At 68.4% G+C, this 21268-nt stretch carries 20 protein-coding genes; 14 read left to right on the top strand and 6 right to left on the bottom strand.

What is annotated here, in order from left to right; all coding sequences use genetic code 11:
* The first annotated feature begins 60 nt into the window (after nt 1-60).
* From FBZ88_RS00290 to FBZ88_RS00240, 11 genes are all read left to right on the top strand, one after another.
* Nucleotides 61-2007: a methyl-accepting chemotaxis protein gene (locus tag FBZ88_RS00290; protein ID WP_145614895.1), complete on the top strand. Its 1947-nt coding sequence runs from the start codon at nt 61-63 to the stop codon at nt 2005-2007.
* Nucleotides 2007-3539 carry a chemotaxis protein CheW gene (locus tag FBZ88_RS00285; RefSeq protein ID WP_145614894.1) on the top strand — a complete coding sequence of 511 codons (1533 nt, stop codon included), beginning with the start codon at nt 2007-2009 and terminating at the stop codon, nt 3537-3539. The genes FBZ88_RS00290 and FBZ88_RS00285 overlap by 1 nt, the downstream gene beginning before the upstream one ends.
* Nucleotides 3536-4690, top strand: a complete 1155-nt coding sequence (gene cheB / locus FBZ88_RS00280) for a chemotaxis-specific protein-glutamate methyltransferase CheB (RefSeq protein WP_145614893.1) — start codon at nt 3536-3538, stop codon at nt 4688-4690. The genes FBZ88_RS00285 and cheB overlap by 4 nt, the downstream gene beginning before the upstream one ends.
* Nucleotides 4687-5592, top strand: coding sequence for a CheR family methyltransferase (locus FBZ88_RS00275; RefSeq protein WP_246138424.1), 906 nt, complete (start codon nt 4687-4689; stop codon nt 5590-5592). Before cheB ends, FBZ88_RS00275 begins: the two co-directional genes overlap by 4 nt.
* Entirely contained in the window at nt 5585-7594 is a 2010-nt protein-coding gene (locus tag FBZ88_RS00270; protein ID WP_186464121.1) for a chemotaxis protein CheA, read from the top strand. The genes FBZ88_RS00275 and FBZ88_RS00270 overlap by 8 nt, the downstream gene beginning before the upstream one ends.
* Entirely contained in the window at nt 7591-7833 is a 243-nt protein-coding gene (locus FBZ88_RS00265) for a hypothetical protein (protein ID WP_145614891.1), read from the top strand. Before FBZ88_RS00270 ends, FBZ88_RS00265 begins: the two co-directional genes overlap by 4 nt.
* Before the next feature lie 126 nt (nt 7834-7959).
* Nucleotides 7960-8343 carry a response regulator gene (locus tag FBZ88_RS00260; RefSeq protein WP_145614890.1) on the top strand — a complete coding sequence of 128 codons (384 nt, stop codon included), beginning with the start codon at nt 7960-7962 and terminating at the stop codon, nt 8341-8343.
* Nucleotides 8340-8990, top strand: a complete 651-nt coding sequence (locus tag FBZ88_RS00255) for a chemotaxis protein CheX (RefSeq protein WP_145614889.1) — start codon at nt 8340-8342, stop codon at nt 8988-8990. Before FBZ88_RS00260 ends, FBZ88_RS00255 begins: the two co-directional genes overlap by 4 nt.
* 36 nt (nt 8991-9026) lie before the next feature.
* Nucleotides 9027-11855, top strand: coding sequence for a hybrid sensor histidine kinase/response regulator (locus FBZ88_RS00250; protein ID WP_145614888.1), 2829 nt, complete (start codon nt 9027-9029; stop codon nt 11853-11855).
* Nucleotides 11856-11948: 93 nt separating this feature from the next.
* Nucleotides 11949-12791 (top strand): hypothetical protein, encoded by an 843-nt coding sequence (locus FBZ88_RS00245; protein WP_145614887.1) that lies wholly within the window; start codon nt 11949-11951, stop codon nt 12789-12791.
* A 20-nt stretch (nt 12792-12811) separates the two neighbouring features.
* Nucleotides 12812-13390: a DUF4269 domain-containing protein gene (locus tag FBZ88_RS00240; RefSeq protein WP_145614886.1), complete on the top strand. Its 579-nt coding sequence runs from the start codon at nt 12812-12814 to the stop codon at nt 13388-13390.
* Here the strand turns inward: FBZ88_RS00240 and FBZ88_RS00235 are convergent.
* Complete coding sequence (locus FBZ88_RS00235; RefSeq protein ID WP_145614885.1) at nt 13350-14261, bottom strand: EamA family transporter; 912 nt, start codon at nt 14259-14261, stop codon at nt 13350-13352. The two genes, FBZ88_RS00240 and FBZ88_RS00235, sit on opposite strands and share 41 nt — an antisense overlap.
* A gap of 135 nt (nt 14262-14396) precedes the next feature.
* Between FBZ88_RS00235 and FBZ88_RS00230 the strand changes: the two genes are divergently transcribed.
* A complete protein-coding gene (locus tag FBZ88_RS00230) occupies nt 14397-14903 on the top strand; it encodes an Lrp/AsnC family transcriptional regulator (RefSeq protein WP_246138423.1) in 507 nt (168 codons plus the stop codon).
* Between the two features lie 241 nt (nt 14904-15144).
* Here FBZ88_RS00230 and FBZ88_RS00225 read toward each other — a convergent pair whose 3' ends face one another.
* Both FBZ88_RS00225 and FBZ88_RS00220 read right to left on the bottom strand, forming a co-directional pair.
* Nucleotides 15145-15924, bottom strand: a complete 780-nt coding sequence (locus tag FBZ88_RS00225) for a hypothetical protein (protein WP_145614884.1) — start codon at nt 15922-15924, stop codon at nt 15145-15147.
* Nucleotides 15925-16173: 249 nt separating this feature from the next.
* Nucleotides 16174-16683 (bottom strand): hypothetical protein, encoded by a 510-nt coding sequence (locus tag FBZ88_RS00220; RefSeq protein WP_088873313.1) that lies wholly within the window; start codon nt 16681-16683, stop codon nt 16174-16176.
* A gap of 259 nt (nt 16684-16942) precedes the next feature.
* On the opposite strand from FBZ88_RS00220, the gene FBZ88_RS00215 reads away from it, so the two are divergent.
* Nucleotides 16943-17596, top strand: coding sequence for a response regulator transcription factor (locus FBZ88_RS00215; RefSeq protein ID WP_145614883.1), 654 nt, complete (start codon nt 16943-16945; stop codon nt 17594-17596).
* Nucleotides 17597-17618: 22 nt separating this feature from the next.
* On the opposite strand, the gene FBZ88_RS00210 is transcribed toward FBZ88_RS00215, so the two are convergent.
* Together FBZ88_RS00210 and FBZ88_RS00205 are read right to left on the bottom strand one after the other, a co-directional pair.
* Nucleotides 17619-18098, bottom strand: a complete 480-nt coding sequence (locus FBZ88_RS00210; protein ID WP_145614882.1) for a hypothetical protein — start codon at nt 18096-18098, stop codon at nt 17619-17621.
* A gap of 101 nt (nt 18099-18199) precedes the next feature.
* Complete coding sequence (locus tag FBZ88_RS00205; RefSeq protein ID WP_145610008.1) at nt 18200-19456, bottom strand: cupin domain-containing protein; 1257 nt, start codon at nt 19454-19456, stop codon at nt 18200-18202.
* Nucleotides 19457-19669: 213 nt separating this feature from the next.
* Between FBZ88_RS00205 and FBZ88_RS00200 the strand changes: the two genes are divergently transcribed.
* Nucleotides 19670-20533 (top strand): LysR family transcriptional regulator, encoded by an 864-nt coding sequence (locus tag FBZ88_RS00200; protein ID WP_186464120.1) that lies wholly within the window; start codon nt 19670-19672, stop codon nt 20531-20533.
* On the opposite strand, the gene FBZ88_RS00195 is transcribed toward FBZ88_RS00200, so the two are convergent.
* Nucleotides 20534-21202, bottom strand: coding sequence for an HAD-IA family hydrolase (locus FBZ88_RS00195; RefSeq protein WP_145614880.1), 669 nt, complete (start codon nt 21200-21202; stop codon nt 20534-20536).
* Between the last annotated feature and the right edge of the window lie 66 nt (nt 21203-21268).

The raw sequence follows: 21268 nt of genomic DNA, 5'->3' as shown, positions 1-21268 counted from the left end.
CGGACGGTAGGGGGTCGGGGCCTCGCTCGCGGACGAGGGCTTCGGATTGGGGGAAACAACATGGCATTGGTAAAGACCTCCCGCTTGGCCGGGGCGAAGGGCCGAACCCGCGCCCAGGCCGCCGCCGCGGTCGAGGCGCCGGTGAAGGCTGCGCCCAAAGCCGTGGCACCGCCCAAGCGCACGCGCCGGCCCCTGCTGGCCACCACCCGCCAGACAGCGGCGGAACGTATCGCCGCCGCCACCGAGGAGTTGGCCGCCGGCGTGGCGGAGGCGTCCGCCGCGTCGGAAGAGCTGCGCCGGTCGCTGGAGCAGATCGCCAGCGCGGCGGAAGAGGCGGCGTCGGCCAGCCACGAATCCCTGGCGGCCGTCGCGGGTATGGCCACCTCGTTCCAGCAGGCTCGGGAGCGGGCGGACCGGGCGCAGACACGCACCCTGGCCCTGCAGACCCAGCTGACCGAGGCCGCCGCCCTGATCGAGGCGTCGGTGGCGGCGGTGGCTGCCAGCGCAGACCGGCAACTGAAGTCGGTCGACATCATTGTCACGCTGGAACGCCACGCCGCCCACATCGGCGACATCACCCGCACGGTGGCGGACATATCCGACCAGACCGGCCTGCTGGCCCTGAACGCCGCCATCGAGGCGGCGCGGGCAGGCGATCACGGCCGGGGCTTCGCCGTGGTGGCGGACGAGGTGCGCGCCTTGTCCGAGACCTCGGAAAGGCGGTCGCGCGACGTCCAGGTTTTGGCCGGCAGCATCACGGATGAGGTCCGCATCGTCGCCGACCGGGTTCGCGCGGCGGCGGCCACGGCAACCGCCGAGGCGGCCGAGGGCCGCACCGTCACCACCCAGCTGGAGAGCACCCGCGCCGACCTGGCCGGCCTGGTCGATGGTGCCCAGGCCATCCTGCTGGCGGCGGTGGAGGCGGACGCCGCCGCGCGGGAGGCGCAAAAGGGGGCGGAAAACATCTCCAGCGCGGCGGAGGAACAGTCCTCGGCGGCGGCGGAGGCCCAGCGTTCCGTGGCGCAGCAGAGCCAGGCGCTGGACCAGAGCCGCCAGGCCGCCGATGCCCTGGCCGCCCTGTCCGAGGGCCTCAGCCTCGAAGGCCAGCGCGACAGCCTGGTCGAAGACGTGGGCGCCATGGCGGAGCAGCTGTCGGCGGCGGTGCAGCAGCTGTCGGGTGCTGCCGGCGAAATCCTGATCGCCATCAATCAGATTAGCCGGGGGTCCCAAATCCAGGCCGCCGCCACCCAGCAGTCCAGCAGCGCCATGGCTCAGATCCAGCGGGCGGCCCAAGCCACCAGCAGTAGCGCCGGCCAGGCGCTGGACCGGATCAAGGGCTCGCAAGCCATGCTGGCGCAAGGCCGTGCGACCGTGGGGAGGCTGATTCAGGGCGTGGGCCGGGCCCTGGCCGAAACCCGCGCGGTGATCGACCTGGTCGCCGCGCTGGAGGAAACCGGCCGGCGCATGGAGAAGATCGTGGACGGCATCGCCATCGTGGCGGTGCAGACCACCATGCTGGGCGTCAGCGGCTCGGTCGAGGCGGCGCGGGTCGGGGACCAGGGCACGGGTTTTGCCGTCGTTTCCACCGATATCCGCGCCCTGGCGCGGGACTCGGGCGAAAACGCCGACCGCGCGAAGGACGTCATCCGCCATTTCCAGCTGCTGGTGGCGGCCGTGCGCCGCGATCTGGAACAGATCGCCGCCGTGGCCGAGGCCGAGATGCAGAAGAACAAGGAGATCGACGTCCGGCTGGCCGCCATCGCCACCGGCGCGCAGGAGCTTTATGCCGCCAGCAGCGACATCGCCGCCGGGGCCGACACCATCAGCGGCACGGTGCGCGAGGTGTTGAGCGGCGTGCAGCAGATCGCCGTGGCGGCGGAACTGGCCGGCGGGGCCGCCATCCAGGCCGCCACCGCCGCCCGGCAGCAGGCGCGCGGGGCGGAAGACCTGGCAGCCGCCATCGAGGAGATCGCGTCGCTGGCCGAAGAGTTGCAGAAAGCCGGGTGATGGCCGCTTCCAAGGCGGCCGGGGGCCGCCGCCAGCACGTGCTGACCTTCCGCGTGGGCGCCGCCCGGCTGGCCGCCTCGGCCGCCGATGTGATCGAGGTGCTGCGCCCCGTGCGCGTGACCCGGGTGCCGCACGCGCCGGCCGGCTTGACGGGTGTCGCCAGCGTGCGCGGCACCGTCGTGCCCGTGCTGTCGCTGGCCCGCCTGCTGGGCGGGGAGGAGGCCGCGTCCGGTGCCGCTTCCCGCCTTCTGCTGCTGCAGGCGGAGGAGCCTGTGGCGCTGACGGTGGACGAGGTGGGGGCGCTGGCCCAGCTTGACGCCGGCGCGGACCAGGCCGCCGGGGGGCTTTATGTCCATGAGGACGGCGCCCTGCGCCTGATCGACTTGGCCGAGCTGCTGCGCCGGGAGTTCGCCGGCCTGGTTCGGCGCGGCGATGGACCAGGCCGGGCGGAACCCGCTGAGCCGCGCCGGCAGGCGGCCAAGGATGAGAGTGCCTTTCTGGCCTTCACCCTGGCGGACCAGGCCTACGCCCTGCCCCTGGCGGAAGTGGGGGAAGTCATCACCCTGCCGGATCATCTGATGAAGCTGCCCCGTACCGACGCCGCCATGGTGGGCGCCGCGTCGCTACGGGGCGCCCTGTTGCCCATCGTTTCCCTGCGGGCGCTGCTGGGCCTGGGTATCGCCGCCGGCGATCAGCGTGGCGCGCGCGTGGTCGTCGCCCATGTCGGTGGTTCACGGGTGGGGCTGCTGGTTGATCGCCTGAATTCCATCCTGCGCGTCCCGGCGGACAGCGTGGGCGCCGTGCCGGCGGTACTGAACCGGGGCCGGGGCGAGGCCCAGATCCAATCCATCTGCCGTCTGCCGGATGGTCGCGGCCTGGTCTCCATCCTGTCGGGCGCGCGGTTGTTCCGGGATGACACGGTGGCGCATATTCTGGCGGATGGCGGCCCCAGCCCGCAGGAGGCACGTGATATGAACCCTGAGCGCCATGCAACGACGGGTGACCGCGTGGTTGTTTTCCAGCTGGGAGACGAGGAATACGGCCTGCCCGTGGACGCGGTGGAGGAGGTGGTGCGCCTGCCGGACACCCTGACCCGTGTGCCCAAGGCGCCTGGCTTCATCGAGGGGGTCATGAACCTGCGCGGCCAGGTGCTGCCCGTCATCGATCAACGCCGCCGGTTCGGCGTGGCCGGGTCCGGCACGGGCCGGCGGCGGGTCATCGTGACCCGCATCAACGGCAAGCTGGCCGGATTCGCCGTGGATGGCGTGTCTGAGATTCTGGCCCTGCCGGCTGGCCGGGTAAGTGATGCGCCGGACTTCAGCCAGGCGGGTGACGCCGAGGGTGCCCCGGTGTTCAGCCGCATCGCCAACCTGGAGACGGTGGACGGCGCCGGCCGCATGATCCTGCTGATCGAACCGCAGGCCCTGCTGGACCGGGCGGAGCGTGACCTGCTGGCCGCCCTCGATGCGGCCTTGAAGGGGGACGGCGCCCAGGCGGGGAACGATGCCATGACCGGTTCGAGCGCCCCGTGACCCGCCTGTTGATCGTCGACGACAGCGCCCTGGTCCGCCGCCTGCTGGGCGACCTGTTCACTGCCGCTGGCGATTTCGAGGTGGCGTTCGCCCGCGACGGGCTGGAGGCGCTGGCCCAGCTGCGGGAGTTCAGTCCCGACGTCATCACCCTGGACGTCCACATGCCGCAGATGGACGGGCTGACCTGCCTGGACCAGATCATGGTGGAACAGCCCCGGCCGGTGGTGATGGTCTCCTCCTTCACCGAGGCGGGGGCCGAGGTGACGCTGGAAGCCATGGCGCTGGGGGCGGTGGATTTCATTCAGAAGCCGGACGGGGCCATCTCCCTCAAGATGGACCAGTTGGGGCCTGGTCTGGTCGACAAGGTGCGCCAGGCGGCGGGCGCCCGCCTGCGCCGCTCCCACCGCCTGGCCGAGCGCCTGCGGCGGCAGGCGGACGCCATCGAGGCCGGCAGGCTGGATACCGGCGCCGTTGCCCGGGGCGCCGTCGCCCGGGCCAAGCGCGCCCGGCTGCTGACCGACGCCCCGCCGCAGGAGGTGGAGGGGGCGGCCCCGGCGGCGGAAAGTCAGGCGCTGCCCGGCTTGGTGCTCATCGGCTGTTCCACCGGTGGTCCGCCGGCGCTGGACGCCGTGCTGGAAGGGTTGCCGGCGGACTTTCCCTGGCCGGTGCTGGTGGCCCAGCACATGCCGGCCACCTTCACCGGCCCGTTGGCGCGCCGCCTGGACCGCCTTTGCGCCCTGACGGTGCAGGAGGTCGCGCGGCCCACCCCACTGGCCCCAGGGAATGTCTACATCGGCCGGGGCGACGCCGACCTGGTCCTGAGCCAGCGCCCCTCCGGCTTGATAGCGCTGCCCACCCCCGCCAAGGAGGAATACCGCTGGCATCCCAGCGTTGACCGGCTGGTCGACAGCGCGTTGTCACTGGTGGAACCTTGGCGCCTGGTGGGCGTGCTGATGACCGGCATGGGCTATGATGGCGCGGCCGCCATGACCCGCCTGCACGACAACGGCGGACGCACCATCGCGGAGTCTGAGGAGAGCGCCGTGGTCTGGGGCATGCCGGGTGAACTGGTGAAGGCTGGCGGGGCGGACGTGGTGGCCCCGCTGGAGGAGATTTCCGGCCGCCTGGTGCGCATGGTGGCCGGGCGATGAGTCCCCGCCGCCCCCATGGCCCCAACGGCGACGCCCCGCTGCTGAGCGCCCCCGAACTCGCCCGCTTCTGCGAATTTCTCTATGACCGCACGGGCATGCAGTTCGGGGAGAGCAAGCGGTATTACATCGACCGGCGGGTCGGCCAGCGCATGGCGCTGACGGGGGCCGGCAGCTTCACCGACTATTTCAACCGCCTGCGCCTGGATCCCGTGGAGGCGGAGCAACTGATCAACAGTTTCACCGTCAACGAGACCTACTTCTACCGAGAAGATCATCAGCTGAAGAGCCTCAGCCGCGACATCCTGCCGGACATCGTTTCCCGGCGGGGGCCGGGCGACAAGCTGCGCTTATGGTCCATCCCCTGCTCGACGGGCGAGGAACCGTATTCCATCGCCATCTGGCTGCTGGAAAACTGGGCCATGGTGGACGCCTACCATGTGGAGATCGTCGGGTCGGACATCGATACCCAGGCCTTGGAGGAAGCGCGGCTGGGGCGGTACGCCGCCAAGTCGCTGGCGCGCTTGCCGCCGGATCTGCGGCGGGACTATTTTCTAGAATCCAAAGGACGGGGTGGGGTTGAGCATTTCCAGATCATCCAGGATTTGCGGGAATCCGTGACCTTCACCAATGCCAACCTGATGGATGGGGACGCGCTGGCCATTCACGGCAAGTTTGATGTCATCTTCTGCCGCAACTTGTTGATTTATTTCGATGACCGGTCGCGGCGCCAGGCGGTGCGCAACCTGCATGACCGATTGGTGCCGGGCGGTTATCTGTGCCTGGGCCATTCGGAGTCGCTGGCCCGCCTGAGCGACAGTTTTGACGTGCAACGTTTCGCCGATGCCGTGGTCTATCAGCGCCCGCGTGACCCCCGCCCAGCCAAGGCGGGCCGCGATGGATGAACTGCTGGAACAGTTCCTGATCGAAGGGCCGGAGCAGGTGCAGCAGGCGGCCGAGGCCTTGCTGGCCCTGGAAAGCCGGCCGGATGACGCCGCCCTGGTCGACCAGGCCTTTCGCGCCATCCACACGCTCAAGGGCTCGGTCGGCCTGTTCGACCTGCCGGCCATGGGGCGGGTGCTGCACGTGGCGGAGGACCTGCTGGGCGCGTGGCGCGATGGGCGCCAAGCCCCGTCACGGGGCGCCGTGGATGCCTTGATCGCGGCCACCGGCCAGACGGAGCGCTGGCTGGGCGCCCTGGCGGCGACGGGGGGCGGCCTGCCGGCGGACGCCGACGCCGTGGCGGCCGACCTGGTCAGCCGCCTGAGCCGCGCCCTCGACGGCGACGCGCCGGCATCCGCGGCGGCCCAGGCGGCGCACGTCGATACCGCCTGGATCGAGGCCCTGTTCCGGGACCGCGACTTGGACCCCGCCCGCCACCCCACGGTGACGGCGCTGCGCTATATCCCCGATGCCGGCTGCTATTTCCGTGGGGAGGATCCCGTCGCCTTCGCGCGGGCGGTGCCGGACCTGCTGGCCTTGCGTATCACCCGGCGTAATGCTGCGGCGCCTGTGACGGCCGACACCTATGATCCCTACGCCTGCGACCTGGTGTTTGAACTGCTGTCGGCCGCGGCGCCGGAGGCGGTCAAGGGACCCTTCCGTTTCGTGCCCGACCAAATCCAGCTGCTGTCCTGGTCGCCACCTCCGTCGCCATCCGCGCCCGTGCCGCCGCCAGCCCCGGTGGAAGGGCCGCGCAGCCTGAGGGTGGAGGCCGGCCGCATCGACGCCCTGGCTCAGTTGGTGGATGAGCTGGTGGTGGCCAAGAACGCGCTGTCCGACCTGGCGGGGCAGATGGCGGACGGATTGGCGCCGCAGGCGGCGGTGCAAATCCTGGGTGACCGCCAGGCGGCGCTGGACCGGCTGGTCGGGCGTCTGCACCGCACGGTGATGGGCATACGCCTGGTGCCCATCCTGCCCTTGCTGCGCCGTTTCCCCCGGGTGGTGCGCGAAACCGCGACCGCCTTGGGCAAGGAGGTCGACTTGGCGGTCGATGGCCAGGATGTCCAGGTCGACAAGGCCATCGTCGAGGGGTTGTTCGAACCCCTGACCCATTTGCTGCGCAACGCCGTCGACCACGGCGTCGAGCCGGCGGCGGAGCGCGCGGCAGCGGGCAAGCCCGCCCGCGCCTTGATCAGCCTGGTCGCCCGGCGCGAGGGCGACCACGTCGTCATCGACGTGACGGACGATGGGCGCGGCATGGACCCGGCCCGCATCCGCCAGGCCGCCGCCGCGCGCGGGCTGTTGCCCGACCGCATGCTGGACGCCCTGGCCGACGACCAGGTGCTGGACCTGGTGTTCCGTCCCGGCTTCTCGACCGCCGAGGCGGTGACCGACCTATCCGGCCGGGGGGTGGGCATGGACGCGGTGCGCGCCGCGGTCGGCCGCCTGGGCGGTAGCGTCGGCATCAGCAGTGTCACCGGGCAGGGCACGACGGTGCGCCTCGTCCTGCCTCTGAATCTGGTGCTGACCAAGGTCATGGTGGTGACGGTGGCGGGAGAACGCTACGGCATCCCCATTGACGGCATCGTGGAAACGGCGCGTGTGGACCCGGACCGCGTCCTGCCCATCCGCGCGGGATGGGCCTTCGTCCTGCGTGATACGGCCGTACCGCTCCTGTCCCTGACGGCGTTGCTGGGGCTGCCGGAAGGGGCGCGGGCGGCCGGGGGACCGTGCCGGGCGGTGGTGGTCCGGGTGGGCGGCGATCTGGTGGCGGTGGAGGTTGACGCCTTCGTCGGCCGGCGCGACGTGGTGTTGCGGCCCCTGACCGGCCTGCTATCGGCGATGCCGGGCCTGTTGGGGACAACTCTTTTGGGGGATGGGCACGTGCTGATGATCCTGGATGTGCCCGGCCTGATCGCCGCCGCACCCAGCGACGCGGCGCTGCTGGGGCAGGGGGAGCCATGACGGTGGAGGTCGCGGGGAATGTGATCCGCCTGCGAGGCGTCTGCGCCGCCGAGGACGCGGAAACCTTGCTGTCGCGGCTGCAGGCGGCGCCCGAGTCCGAAATCGACGTCACCGCTTGCCGCCACCTGCACGGTGCCGTTGCCCAGGTTTTGCTCGCTTTTCGGCCTAGTGTACGCGGTATGGCCGAAGATATATTTCTGCGCGACTGGGTCATACCCAATTTGGCGGCGCCGCGCTAAGTCTTTCGCAGACAAGATTACTGGGCGCGCGCTATACATATTTGGTCACTGGCCGGGCGCGAAAAGACCGATAACTTGCTGGTGACGATAATAGGCAGATTGGATGACTTGGGCGGGATGGTTGAAATGGGTACTACGGTCTTAATCGTCGATGATAGCAAACTAGCGCGCATCGTCGTGGCCAAGGCTATAGCGGCGCTGCAGCCCGGTTGGACAAAGGTCGAGGCGAGCAATGCCGACGAGGCGCTGGCCGTCCTGCGCGATGGTCAAGTCGACCTCGCCATCCTGGACTTCAACATGCCCGGCCGGAATGGATTGGAATTGGCGGAGCATATGCGACATCGCTACCCGGACATGCCCATAGCGCTCGCGACCGCCAACGTGCAGGACGAGGTGATCGCCCGTGCCCGCGCGGCCAACGCCACCTTCATCAGCAAGCCCATCACCGAAGACGGGATCCGGGACTTCCTGTCCGGCGCAGCCTTGAAGCTGCGCGCGGTGCACGGATGAACCAAACCCCCCATATTCTGGATGAGTTGGAGAACGACGCGCTGACCGAACTGGTCAACATCGGTGTCAGCCGCGCGGCCGTCAGCCTGCGCAAGATGGTGGGCAACCAGGTGACGCTGTCGGTGCCGTCGGTGGAGGTGGTGGGGCGCAAGCTGGCCGCCACCCTGATCCAGGAGCGGGAAAGCGATGAACTGGTGGCCGTTCGTCAGGATTTCACCGGCGCCTTCAACGGCCGCGCCCTGCTGATCTTCCCTGAGTCCAACAGCCTGGAACTGGTCCGCGCCGTCACCCAGGACGAGCTGTCGCGGACGGAGATGGTGGACATCGAGGAGGAGGCCCTGGCCGAGACGGGCAACGTCGTCCTGAACGGTTGCCTGGCCACCATGGCCAACATCCTGCAGCGGCCCCTGACCATGTCGTTGCCGCAGGTGCTGCGCGGCGATGGGCAGATCCTGTTCGAACTGGCGGAAAAACACGATGACGACGGCGTCGTCCTGTTCCTGTACATCAATTTCGCCATCAGCGGCCGGGACATCCGGGGCTATATCGCCATGCTGATGGATCTGCCGTCTTTGCAGTCGCTGAAGGAACTGATCGGCGAATTCATCGCACGGGTGGTGGGCACGGACGGTGGCGATGCCCACTGACGGTCTTGCCTCTGGCGCCAGGGTGAGGGGACGGGCATGAGCGGCCGAGCGGAGGCTGTGATCGTGATGGAGCGGGACAGCGGGGTTTTGCCGGAGGTGCGGGCACTGTGCGGCCCGCTGCTGGACGCGCTGGTCCAGTCCGGCATGCCCTTGACCATCACCGACCATCGCCGGCCGGGCGAGCCGCTGGTTTTCGCCAATCCCGCGTTCGAACGCCTGACCGGCCACGCCTTCAGCGGCCTGGCCAACCGGCCTTTCGGCTTCCTGGCCGCCGCCGATGCCGACCCCGCCATCCTGGCCGGGATCGAGGAGGCTTTGGCCGCCGACCGGCCGCTGACGGCCGATCTGCGGGTGATGCGCAAGGACGGTACCATTTTCTGGGACCGGCTGCGCCTGACCCCCGTGGTGGACGGCCAGGGCGCCACGCCCTATTTCCTGTGGACCCATTGCGACCAGACCGTTGATCTCGCCCGCATGGAGGTGGAGGCCGAGCTGGCCGCCAGCCGCCAGGCGTTGGCCAACGCCAAGGAACGGGCGCGCCTGGCCCAGGCCGTGGGCGGCACCGCCGGCGCCTGGGAATGGGACGTGGCCGATGGCCGGCTTTACGCCGACGCCCGCTTCGCCGAGCTGTATGGCCTGGATCCCGTGGCCGCCGGCAATGGCCTGTCCACCGACGCCTTCTTCGATTCCATCCACACCGACGACCGCATGCGCATCCGCATCGCCGTGGCCGGGGTGATGCATGGCGCCGACATCTTCGCCAAGGACTACCGGGTGGTGGCCCGTGACGGCACGGTGCACTGGGTCTCGGCCCGCGGGGGGGCCGACCGCACCGCGGACGGGGCAGTGCGCCGCTTTCGCGGGGTGCTGGCCGACATCACCGAGCAGAAGCGGGTGGAGGAACAGCTGCGCGTGGCCCAGACGGCCGGCGGCGTGGGCACGTTCGAGTATATCAGTGGCTTCGGCACCGTATCCGTGTCCGAGCAGTTCTGCCGCCTGCTGGGTTTGCACCCGACCACGGCCCTGCCGGTGCGCACCGTCAACGCCGTGGTGCTGGCCGAGGACGCCCCCCTGATCACCAGCCTGGAGGGCGGGGAGACGGCACCACCCTATCGCGAGTTCCGCATCCGCAGGCCCGACACGGGGGAGATCCGCTGGCTGGCCCAGCGGGGGGAGCACCGCCGCGACGGCAAGCGTGACCGCGAGGGCCGCCAGGGATCCGGCAGCCGCTTCATCGGCGTGATCTATGACATCACCGCGTCAAAGGACGCGGAGGAAAAGCTGCGCCAGTTCGCGGAGACGCTGGAGGCGCGGGTGGAGGAACGCACGCGGGAGCGTGACCGCGTCTGGAACAACTCGCGCGACCTGCTGGTCATCATCGGTGCCGACGGCCTGTGTCGGGCGGTCAGCCCCTCCTGGACCGCCATCCTGGGCCATGAGACGGATGAGGTGGTGGGGCGTCAGGTTCAGGACTTCGTCCACGCCGACGACGTGGTGGCGACGGCGGAGGCGCTGATGGGTGCCCTTCATGACCAGAACCTGACCAATTTCGAGAACCGCCAGCTGCACAAGGACGGCAGCCTGCGCTGGATCTCCTGGAACACGTCCAAGGAAGGCGATCTGGTCTACGCCTACGGCCGCGACATCACCGAGGACAAGCAGCGCGCCGACATGCTGCGCCAGACGGAAGAGCAACTGCGCCAGGCCCAGAAGATGGAAGCCGTGGGCCAACTGACCGGCGGGCTGGCCCACGACTTCAACAACATGCTCATGGGTGTCATCGGTGGCCTGGACATCGTGCGCCGCCGCATTTCCCAGGGCCGGCTGAACGACCTGGACCGGTTCATGGACGCCTCCATGGCCTCGGCCCAGCGGGCGGCAGCCCTGACCCATCGCCTGCTTGCCTTCTCCCGCCGGCAATCGCTGGACCCCAAGCCCATCGACGTCAACGGCCTGGTGCGCTCCATGGAAGACCTGCTGCGCCGGACTTTGGGCGAGCAGATCGAGCTGCGCATCACCGTGGCGGAGAACCTGACGGCGGCCCGCAGTGACGTGAACCAGTTGGAAAGTGCCATCCTCAACCTGGCGATCAACGCGCGCGACGCCATGCCCGACGGCGGCATCCTGACCATCGAGACCAGCCGCGCCACGCTGGACCGGTCCTACACCAACCGGCACGACGGCCTGTCGCCCGGCGACTATGTCATGATCCGGGTCAGCGATACCGGCATGGGCATGCCGCCCGATGTGGTGGCGAAGGCCTTCGATCCCTTCTTCACCACCAAGCCCATCGGCCAGGGCACCGGCCTGGGCCTGTCCATGATCTATGGTTTTGTGAAGCAGACGGGCGGCCACGTGCGCATCGACAGCGAGCCCTGGCGCGGCACGGCCATCACCCTGTACCTGCCGTGCGATGGTGGCGCCAACGCCCAGGATGGCGGCTTTGCCGGTATGGGCGAGACGCCGGAAGGGGCCGGGGAGATCGTCCTGGTGGTGGAGGATGACGATTCCGTGCGGCTGCTGGTCCTGGATGTGCTGCAGGAACTGGGATACACCGCCCTGCACGCGGCGGATGGGCGCGGTGCGCTGAGTGTCATCGAATCCTCCAGCCAGATCGATCTGCTGATCACCGATGTCGGCCTGCCGGGCTTGAACGGCCGGCAATTGGCGGAGATCGCGCGCCGGCGGCGGCCCAACCTGCCGGTTCTGTTCGTTACCGGGTACGCCGCCAACGCCGCCGTGCGCGGTGATTTCCTGGAACCGGGCATGGACATGGTGATGAAGCCCTTCGCCATGGACGAACTGGCGGCCAAGATCCGCGGCATCTTGGAAGAGCGGCAGGTGCTGGCGGCCGCTCCCCCTTAACGGGTATTTTGAGAGATTGCATTCCGTATAGGTTGCGACCCGACCTGCTTTCCGGCATATCTGGCTCCAATGGATTGAACCCTGGGGGCCGGGATGCGGACGAATTTGATCATGGGCGCGGTGGCGTTCTTGGTGCTGGCGGGCTGTGCCGCCACGGGACAAGGAACGGGTGGCCCGGGATCGGCCGGGCAGGGCACCAGCGCCACGCCGGCCCAGCTTTTCGCCCGCTCCCTGAACGCGGCGGCCGTGGCGCGGCCCGACCTGGTAGGGCCGGAACTGGTGCGCATCGCGCCCGACGCCGCCCAGGCATCCTGGGCCAAACTGGTGTGGCGTGATGGGCCGCACGGGCGCCAGGTGCTGGTGGCCTCGACCATGGCGGCGGCGGCTTATGAGAAGTACTACGCTGGCAAGGCCGGCGGCACCTCGCCCGACAGCTGGGGCACCATGTGGGTGACGGCCGTGCCGCAGTTGCAGGAGTTCTGTGCCGGTGCCACCGGCGATGCGGCCGCCAAAACCGAACGGGTGAAACAGTATCTGGGCCTGGACCCGTCCCGCGATTATTCCGAGGTGGTGGAGATGTGGGTGGCGCCCGAGGCGCTGGCCCGCCCGTGCCCAGACACGGACGTGACCGCCTCCCACTGCGCCCTGGACACCTCCTCCACCGTGGCCCGGCCCAGCTGTGCCGCCGGCGACGCCGCTTGCCTGGAGAAGCAGGGCTATTGGGATTGGTTCGCCCGCAACATGCGTGTGAACTATGTCGAGGGTGGCGCGCCCTGGACCCGCCTGGGTTATACCTATGACTGGCATCCCCAGGCCGGCGGGCCCGACGGCGCCGTCCGCTATGGCGCCAGCGAGTTCATCCTGAAGCCCAGCCGCCCCTATGACATCCGCGCCGCCTACACCCTCGCCGACTATTGCCGCAAGCCGGCGGCCTGAGGCCCACGGAGGGCGGCGCCATGTGGCACAATCGCTGGACGGAAAAGCCGTCCTATGAGGAGGCGCTGGCGCTGACCGGCCTCATGAAGACCTTGGCGGCGTTCAACCCGCGCGTCGCGGGCACGCCGCCCCTGGGCCTCGACCTGCCATCCAGTGACATCGACATCCTGTGCCACGCCCGGGACGCGGCCGCCCTTGCCGCGGCGCTATGGACCGTGGGCGCGGACTGGGAAGGTTTCACCCTGTATCAATGGCGTCGGGCGCCGCGGCCGATCATCGCCCGTTTCCGGGCCCACGGCTGGGCCTTCGAGGTTTTCGGCAGCCCCGAGCCGGTGGAGATGCAGGCGGGATGGCGGCACTTCATGGTGGAGGCGCGCCTGCTGTCCCTGGGCGGCCCGGCCCTGCGCGCCGCCGTCATGGCGGCCCGGCTGGGGGGAATGAAGACCGAACCCGCCTTCGCGCAGGTGCTGAAGCTGCGGGGCGACCCTTATGCCGCCCTTCTGCTGCTGGCGGCCGCGCCCGATGACCGGCTGTCGGCCCTGGTGGCCGCCGCTGGCTTCATTCCGGCATCACGGGGGCTGTTGGCCGGCGGGCGCTGAGCGTCGCGCCGATGGAGGCGACCATGATGGTGGCGATGGCGAGCCAGTGGAGGGGCGACAGCGCCTCGCCCAACAGCATCATGGCCATTAGGGCGCCCACCGCCGGCTCGGCGCTGGTCAACGTGCTGAAGGTCTGGGCCGGCAGGCGGCGCATCGCGAACATTTCTAGCGTGTAGGGTAGGGCGCTGGACAGGGCTCCCACCATGAAGGCGCTACCCAGGATGCCCGGCTGGAACAGGGTGGCCGCCCCGGTTTGCGCGATGCCGATGGGCAGCACCAGGGTGGCGGCGATCAGCGTGCCCGCCGCCGTCGCCTGGGTGCCGTGGGCGCCGCCCACCTTCTTGCCGGCGACAATGTACAGCGCCCAGAACACGCCCGCCCCCAGGGCGCAGGCGATGCCGTACGGGTCCAGCTGCGCCGCCGACCGCTCCAGTGGCAGCAGCAGCGCCAGCCCCGCCACGGCCAACCCTATCCATAGGAAATCGACCCGGCGGCGGGATGACAGCAGCGCCAGGCCCAGCGGCCCCGTGAACTCGACCGCAATGGCGACGCCCACCGGTATGGTTTGCAGCGCCTGGTAGAACAGGAAATTCATCGCCCCCATGGCGCCGCCGTAAACCAGCAGCGGCCGCCAGCTGTTCCGCGTCAGCCGCAGGCGCCAAGGCCGCAGCAGCAGGGTCAGCATAAGGGCCGCCGTCGTCAGGCGCAGGGCCGTGGTGCCCTGCGGGCCCGTCACCGGGAACAGGGTCTTGGCGATGGACGCGCCCGTGGTGACCGACACCATGGCGGCGAACAACGCAGCCACGGGCAGCAGCGGGGACAGGCGGGCGGCCCCCGGCAGGGACGGCGGCAGGGTTGTGTCGTGGGACATGGGACTGTGATCGAGGAAGGGTGTTGGATGCCTGAGACTTCAAGCGCTGCGCTAGTTTAGCGGCTTGGTCCGTCCAAACGTGTCAATTATTGTTGATCCATGATAATTTTTATCGCGAAAGCGGTGCATGAGGCCATGATGATATCGCCCGACCTGGACGCCATCGACGCCAAGCTGCTGGAACAGCTACAAGGCGATGCCCGCTTGCCCATGCCGGTGCTGGCTGAGCGGGTGGGCCTGTCGGGCCCAGCCTGCTACCGCCGTGTCCGGCGCCTGCGCGAGATCGGCGCCATCGAGCGTGAGATCGCCATCGTCCGGCCGCGCACGCTGGGCTGGCCTTTGACCATGGTGGTGCTGGTGACCTTGGAGCGCGACAGCGGCCGCGCCACCGATGCCGGCGGCGGGCACGTCATCGACCAGTTCATGCGCAAGATCGCCGCCGTGCCGGAGGTGGTGGAGGCCTGGTACGTCACCGGCGACCATGACTTCGCGCTGCGCATCGTCGCCCGCGACATGGAAGGCTATGACGAGCTGACCCGGCGCATCTTGCTGAACGATGAAAACGTTCGCACCTTCAAGACCTTGGTCGTCATGCGCCAAGCCAAGGCGTTGAGCCCGGTACCAGCCGACCAGGCGATTTGAACGTTATTTCCATAACGTATATTATCGGTTTTTGGTATGTAGGCGGGTGGACTCAAAAACGAAGTGCGACTTTCCAACGTTCTCAGTGAGTTGGACAGGAGGTCGCAAATGGGGTCTCACTACTCTCACCTGGATTTGTCGGAACGTCGGCTGATTGAAGCCGGTCTTATCGCCGGTCTCTCGGTTGCGGCGCCATCGCCTCTCCGGCGCCGCCTGTTTCGATCAAGGTCCGCGCCAGACGTCAGCCGGCCGTGGGGAACAGGGCGTGGAGGACGGCGGCCTTCCTCTGCAGATACTGGCCTATGATCCCTTCCAGATCATAGGCCGTCCAGTCAACCTCCATCGCCCGGGCGTAATGCGTCAGGGTGTTCACGGCGTGGAAGAAGTGATTCTTCTCGGTGCCGCCGCAATGCACCGTGATCCAGCGCAGCGGCCGGGCGGTGTCCTCTTCGGTGTAATGGTACTGGTCGATCAGCCAGCGCTTGAACAGCGGCAGGATGAACTCGACCTCCCCATGGGTGTAGATCTCGTGCGTCAGCGTGGTCAGCAAGCCCAGCGCGACGTCAGGCTCCCGCAAGGACATATGGTCCTTCCACGTCTTGAAATCGGCGGCGGTCGGGTCGATGTAGCGGGTCTGCAGCCAGGCGTCGTCACCGACGATGCTGGTCGCCATGGTATGGAACAGCTGCGAATGGAGAACCTTGTGCGTCACCGCCAGGTCTTCATCGATGATGCGGTGCAGGGCAACCAGGCTTTGCAGCAGGGCGTGGGAGTCGATCACCGGTTCGCCGCGATGCAGCTTCAGGGTCAATCGGTTGCTGATGCCGGCGACCGTCATGGCGCTGTTGTTTGTCTGACTCCAACTCGCGAAGAACCGGCGCAGGACCTCGGCGTCCTGCTGGCGCGCGGTCAGGGCGGTGAACCCATGTTCTATGGTGGCGAACGCCGCGGGATGGCTTGAAAAGCCGGTCAGCAGCGGCCCCCGGAACGGCCCGTCGGGCATGCCCCGCAATACGGGCAAGATGTGAGTGCTCAGGTTTCCCATATGACTTCCCCCAAACAAGCATGATGAGCGCCGCCGGCAGTGCGCGCCGGTGGCCTTAAAGGCGGATGGATGCTTTTCATCGCAGGTGCCGCGGCTGGCGGCGCCATCTATGGCGAGTTTTTCTGTTTGGTCCTGTTGTTTATTAGAAAGAAAAACGCGTGATATTCTGTTAATATTTATAGAATTCTAAATTGGCTTAATCTTTTAATGCTCTGCCCAATGGCATCAAATGGCAGGCTCCCCTTCCCTCGCGATGTCGATATCCTGTAGCGCCTGGTGCAGGCGCCGGACGGCGATGCGGGCGCCGGTGATCGTGATGTCCGAACCATCGACGCGCACCTCCACCGCACTTTCCCGCCACTCCAGCCAAGCCAGGTACCAGGGCACGGCCAGGCGGTAGAGGGTGCGGCCGCCGCCGCGTTCCGCCGGGTGATACTTGATGCCGGCCAGGACGCCGGCGGCCTTGGCGGCGGCGATGGCGGGGGTTGTCGTTATCAGCCGCCACTGGAACGGCAGAACCTCATAAGGTGCGCGCAAGGATCCTGCGAGGCTGCCGATCAAGGTGCCCACGATGACGTCGGCGTGCAGCGGCCCATAACCGAACAGCTGCAGCAGGCCGTCAAAAGCCAGCAGCCCAGCGGTGGCAGCGCCCAGGGTGCCGGCGCCATGACTCAATAGCTGGCGGGGCGACTGGAAGATCAGGACCTGGCGCCAGCGGGGCAGAAGGCACTGCATGTCGACGAGCTGTCCCTATCAGCCGGTTGCTCGCGTCATTGATAGCCGAATTAGACAGTTTTTACAACTATGACGTTTAGAGATACCTCTCCGAGCGCGCACTCATCCAGGCCGCCCGAGGATGGTTAAAAATTAATTCTATACCTTGATATGATGGTCCCGGGCGCGGCGCGGGCCCATGGATGATGGGGACAAGAATGGCTACACCCCCGGGTGATTAAGCTGCGGGGCATGTGGCCAAGCGACAGGGGATGGGCAAATGACAGGTTCGGTTGGGATGTCGGAAAGCCTCATCTGCGTCATCGATGATGATGCGGAGGTGCGAGGCTCGCTGGAAAGCTTCCTGAGGTCCTGCGGCTATGCCGTGCGCACCTTCGCCAGCCCCGATGCCTTCCTGGCCTGCGACGCCGCCGACGCCGCCGCCTGCCTGGTGCTGGACGTCCAGCTGGGTGACGCCAACGGCCTGGATTTCCAGGAGCAGCTGCTGGGCAGCGATAGCCACCTGCCCGTCATCCTGATCAGCGGCCATGGCGATATTCCCATGACGGTGCGGGCCATGAAGGCCGGCGCGGTCACCTTCCTGCCCAAGCCCTTCGAGGAAGACGACATGCTGCGGGCCATAGCCGAGGCGGTGGCCCGCGATCGCGAACGGCGGGCCAAGCGGAGCGAAAGCGCCCTGCTGCGCGCCCGATATGACGGCCTGACGGGGCGCGAGCGCGATGTTATGGGCCTGGTCACCGCCGGCCTGATGAACAAGCAGATCGCCGGCCGGCTGGCGCTAAGCGAGATCACGGTGAAAATCCACCGCGGCAACCTGATGCGCAAGATGGAGGCGGAGTCGCTGGCCGACCTGGTGCGCATGGCGGAAGCGCTGGGCGTGCGCGAGGCCGTGTCCCGCTACAACCACGGCTGACACGTCCGGCATCGCTGAAACGTCAGGCGTTCTTCAAGGCGCGATGCAGGTGCCGCACGGCGATACGGGCGCCAACGATGGTGACGTCGGCACCATGCACGCGCACCTCCACCGCGCATTCGCGCCAGCGCAGCCAACTGAGCGACGGGATCGGGGCTAGGCGATAGACAGTGCGGCCGCCGGAGCGCTGCGCCGGCAAGTAGTCGATGCTGGCCAGAAGAACGGCGGCCCTGTCCGCCAGCAGGCCGGGATAGGCGCTGCTGACGCGCCACCGCACCGGCTGCACCTCATAGGGAACGCGCAGGGAAATGGCGATGGCGAAGGCCAGCGTTCCCGCCAGGACGTCGGGCGGGATGGCACCATGGCCTACCAGCCGCGGCAGCCCGATGAACAGGCAAAGGCCGGCCGCGATGGCCGCCAGGGTTCCGGCGCCATAGGAAGCCAGCTGGCGGGGGGACTGGAACAGCAGGATCTGGCGCCAGGCGGGCAGCACGCTTTGCATGATCACGAGTTCCAAAAGGCCGCCGACGGTTCGGGGCGACACGGGAGCCCCCCGGATGTCGGCGGCAAGTTTGTGGGAGGGGTAAAGAGGGGGGACTGGCGTCAGGCCGGAAGGATGTCCCAACGGGCCTTGTTGAACTGCCGGATCAGGTTGGGATCCATGTTGGTGTGCTGGGCCACCAGTTCCGGCGGGGTGCAGGCCAGCCACTGGGCCAGCGAGACCTCCTGGAAGCGGTCAGCCTTGAAGATTTCCAGGAACACCAGGTCTTCGGTGCCGGTGTTCTGGACGTAATGGCCGAAGCTTTTCTTGACGTAGCCCAGGTCGCCGGGGCGGAAGTCGGCCGTTTGGGCGCGCGGGCCGGTGTTGAACACGGTCATGCGGCCCTGCCCCTTCAGGTAGTACTGCCACTCGTCGGCGTTGGGGTGCCAGTGCAGTTCCCGCAGCCCGCCCGGCTTGATGGTGACCAGGGCGGCGGCGATGGTCTTGCTGACCGGGAAGTTGCGGGTGTCCACCACCTTGACCGAGCCGCCCTTGGTGACCCGGGTGGGCTTCATCGTACCCATGGAGAAGGTGAACTCGAACTCCGGCTCACCATCTGGCGAGCGCACGGCCTTCTGCACCTCCTCCAGCGGCGGGATGGGGTCCTTGGCCTGATAGATCCAGAGGTCATCGACCGGGATGTTCTTGAAGGCGCTTTGCGGCAGGCCGAAATTCTCGGCCAGCACCTCGGGCGGGGTGTGGGCCATCCATTCCGTCAGCAGCAGGGTGTTGAACTCCGACGCGCGGCCGTTGTCGAACACCAGGGTGAATTCGGCCCCGCTGGTGCCGATGCCCTGCAGGGAATGCGGCAGGCCCGGCGGGAAGTACCAGAGATCACCCTCCTTCACATCGCGTACCGCGGGGCGGCCGTCGGCATCGATGACGGTGATGCGGCACTTGCCGTCGGTCATCACCGCCCATTCCGCCTGCTGGTGCCAATGCAGTTCACGCACACCCCCCGGTCCCAGGCGCATGTTCACGCCTGATACCGCCTCGGAAATGGCGAAGTCAGCCTGAGTCACCTCGCGCGCCCAGCCACCGTCCTGGATGCGTTTGTGGGCGTTGTTGAACGAGGCCCAGAACAGGTCCATGCCGGCCACATCGGTGGCGGGCGGATCCTGGAAGGACGGGAACTGGCTGGCCAGCGCCGGGTTCTGCGGCCCCGGCTCCTGCCCGGCGATGGGGTTGGACAGGTTGACGCGGCCCTGGGCCGGCCGATCGGGATTGCCGAATGTGGCGGCGCCGGCGGAGTTCGCGGCGGCGGCCGCCGCGGCCACGGCGCCGGCCGCGATGATGTTGCGCCTGGTGAAGTCGGTCATGACGGATACCTCGGGCAAGGCACGGCTGGCCCCTCACCCCGGCTCATACCAGAGGATGATTTTCAAAGAGGGTCGGGGCTGCTGTGATCTTCTGGGACGATTTGCCGCCGGGTGACCTGCCATTAATTCCAATGACTTGGTCCCGACACATCCAATATGGCTGAGGTAACGGACGATGTGCAGAAATAACAGTTATTATTGGATGCAATGACAGTGTTCGACCTCAATCAACTGCAGACCTTCCTGGCCGTGGCCGACGCGCGGCATTTCACGGCGGCGGGCGCGGCCCTGGGCATCAGCCAGTCCACCGTCAGCCAGCATATCCGCCGGCTGGAAGCCGCCTGCGGCCGGCAATTGTTCGAGCGCGACACCCATACCGTGGTGCTGACGGCCGACGGCACCGTGCTGGCCGAACTGGCGCGCGATATCGTGGGCCTCAGCCGGCAGGCGGCCGATTATTTCACCGACAGCGCGCCGCGTGGCCGCGTGCGCCTGGGGGTTTCGGACGACCTGACCCTCACGCGCCTGGCCGACCTGCTGCGCGACGTGGGCCGGGCCAATCCGACTTTGAGCGTGGAGCTGACGGTGGGCCTGACCAGCCTGCTGTACCAGAAGCTGGACGCCGGCCGGCTGGACCTGGTGTTCGCCAAGCGCCAGCCGGGCGATGATCGCGGCATCCTCATCCACCGTGAGCGCCTGGCCTGGCTGGCGCACCGGGAGCTGGCGCTGGGCGCGGACGAAGCCGTGCCCCTGGTGCTCTACCCCACCTCCTCCATCACCAGCACCCTGGCGATGGAAGCGCTGAACGGTGCCCGGCGGCCCTGGTTCGTCGCCTGCTCCAGCGAAACGCTGGCCGGCTTGCGCGCGGGTGCGCAGGCGGGCCTGGGCGTGATGGCGCAGTCGCCCCTGCTGATGCGGGCACCGGGATCCGACCTGGTGGAGGTTGACGGCCGCGCCGCCCTGCCCCCCTTGGGGGAGGTGGAGTTCGTCGTGCTGGGCCGCAGCCGCCGGCTGCAGGGCGCGCCGGCGGCCCTGGCCGACCTGATCATCAAGAAGGGCCCCGGGCTTTGGGCCTAGTCAATTGCGTGCGGTGACCTGCAGACGTCCGTCGGCCGCCACCATCGCTTTCAGCGGCTCATAGTTGGGCACCAGCGGATGTCTGGTTTCCAGGGGCTGGTGGTGCGTGGCGGTGATGACGGCCACGGCGGCGCCGGCCGCCTCCCCCGCCGTGATGCCGGCGGGCGCATCCTCCCACACCAGGCAATCCCGCGGCGCCACTTCCAATTGGCGGGCGGCCAGCAGGAAGGGGTCGGGCGCCGGCTTGCCCCGGCTGACATCATCGGCGGTGATCATGACCGGCGGCGGGGTCAGTCCGGCGGCCATAAGGCGCACATGGGCCAGGGCGCGCGGGGCCGAGGTCACCACCGCCCACCGCGCGGCCGGCAGGTCCGCCACGAAGGCTGCTGCGCCAGGGATGGCCACCGTGCCCGCCACATCGTCGATCTCATCCCGTGTCAGCTGGGCCACCTCCGCCTCCACGTCCGTGCCGGGCGGCGCCCAGCGGCGGATGGTCTCCACCGCGCGCACGCCATGCATGGTGGCCAGCAGGGGCGCCGGATCCAGGCCGTGGCGCAGGGCCCAGCGGGACCATGCCCGGTTGGCGGAGGCGATGCTGTCGATCAGGGTGCCATCCATGTCGAACAGGAAGGCGGCGAAGGTGCGGTCGGCGTGGGGAACGGCAGGCATGGGGTCCAGCGGCGGCGTCGGGGTGCCACCATCCTGCGATGGGGACGGCAATCCTGTCGACGCACG

Source organism: Nitrospirillum bahiense, assembly GCF_007828025.1.
GTDB lineage: Bacteria > Pseudomonadota > Alphaproteobacteria > Azospirillales > Azospirillaceae > Nitrospirillum > Nitrospirillum amazonense.
This window is presented reverse-complemented; position numbering and strand designations above follow the sequence as displayed.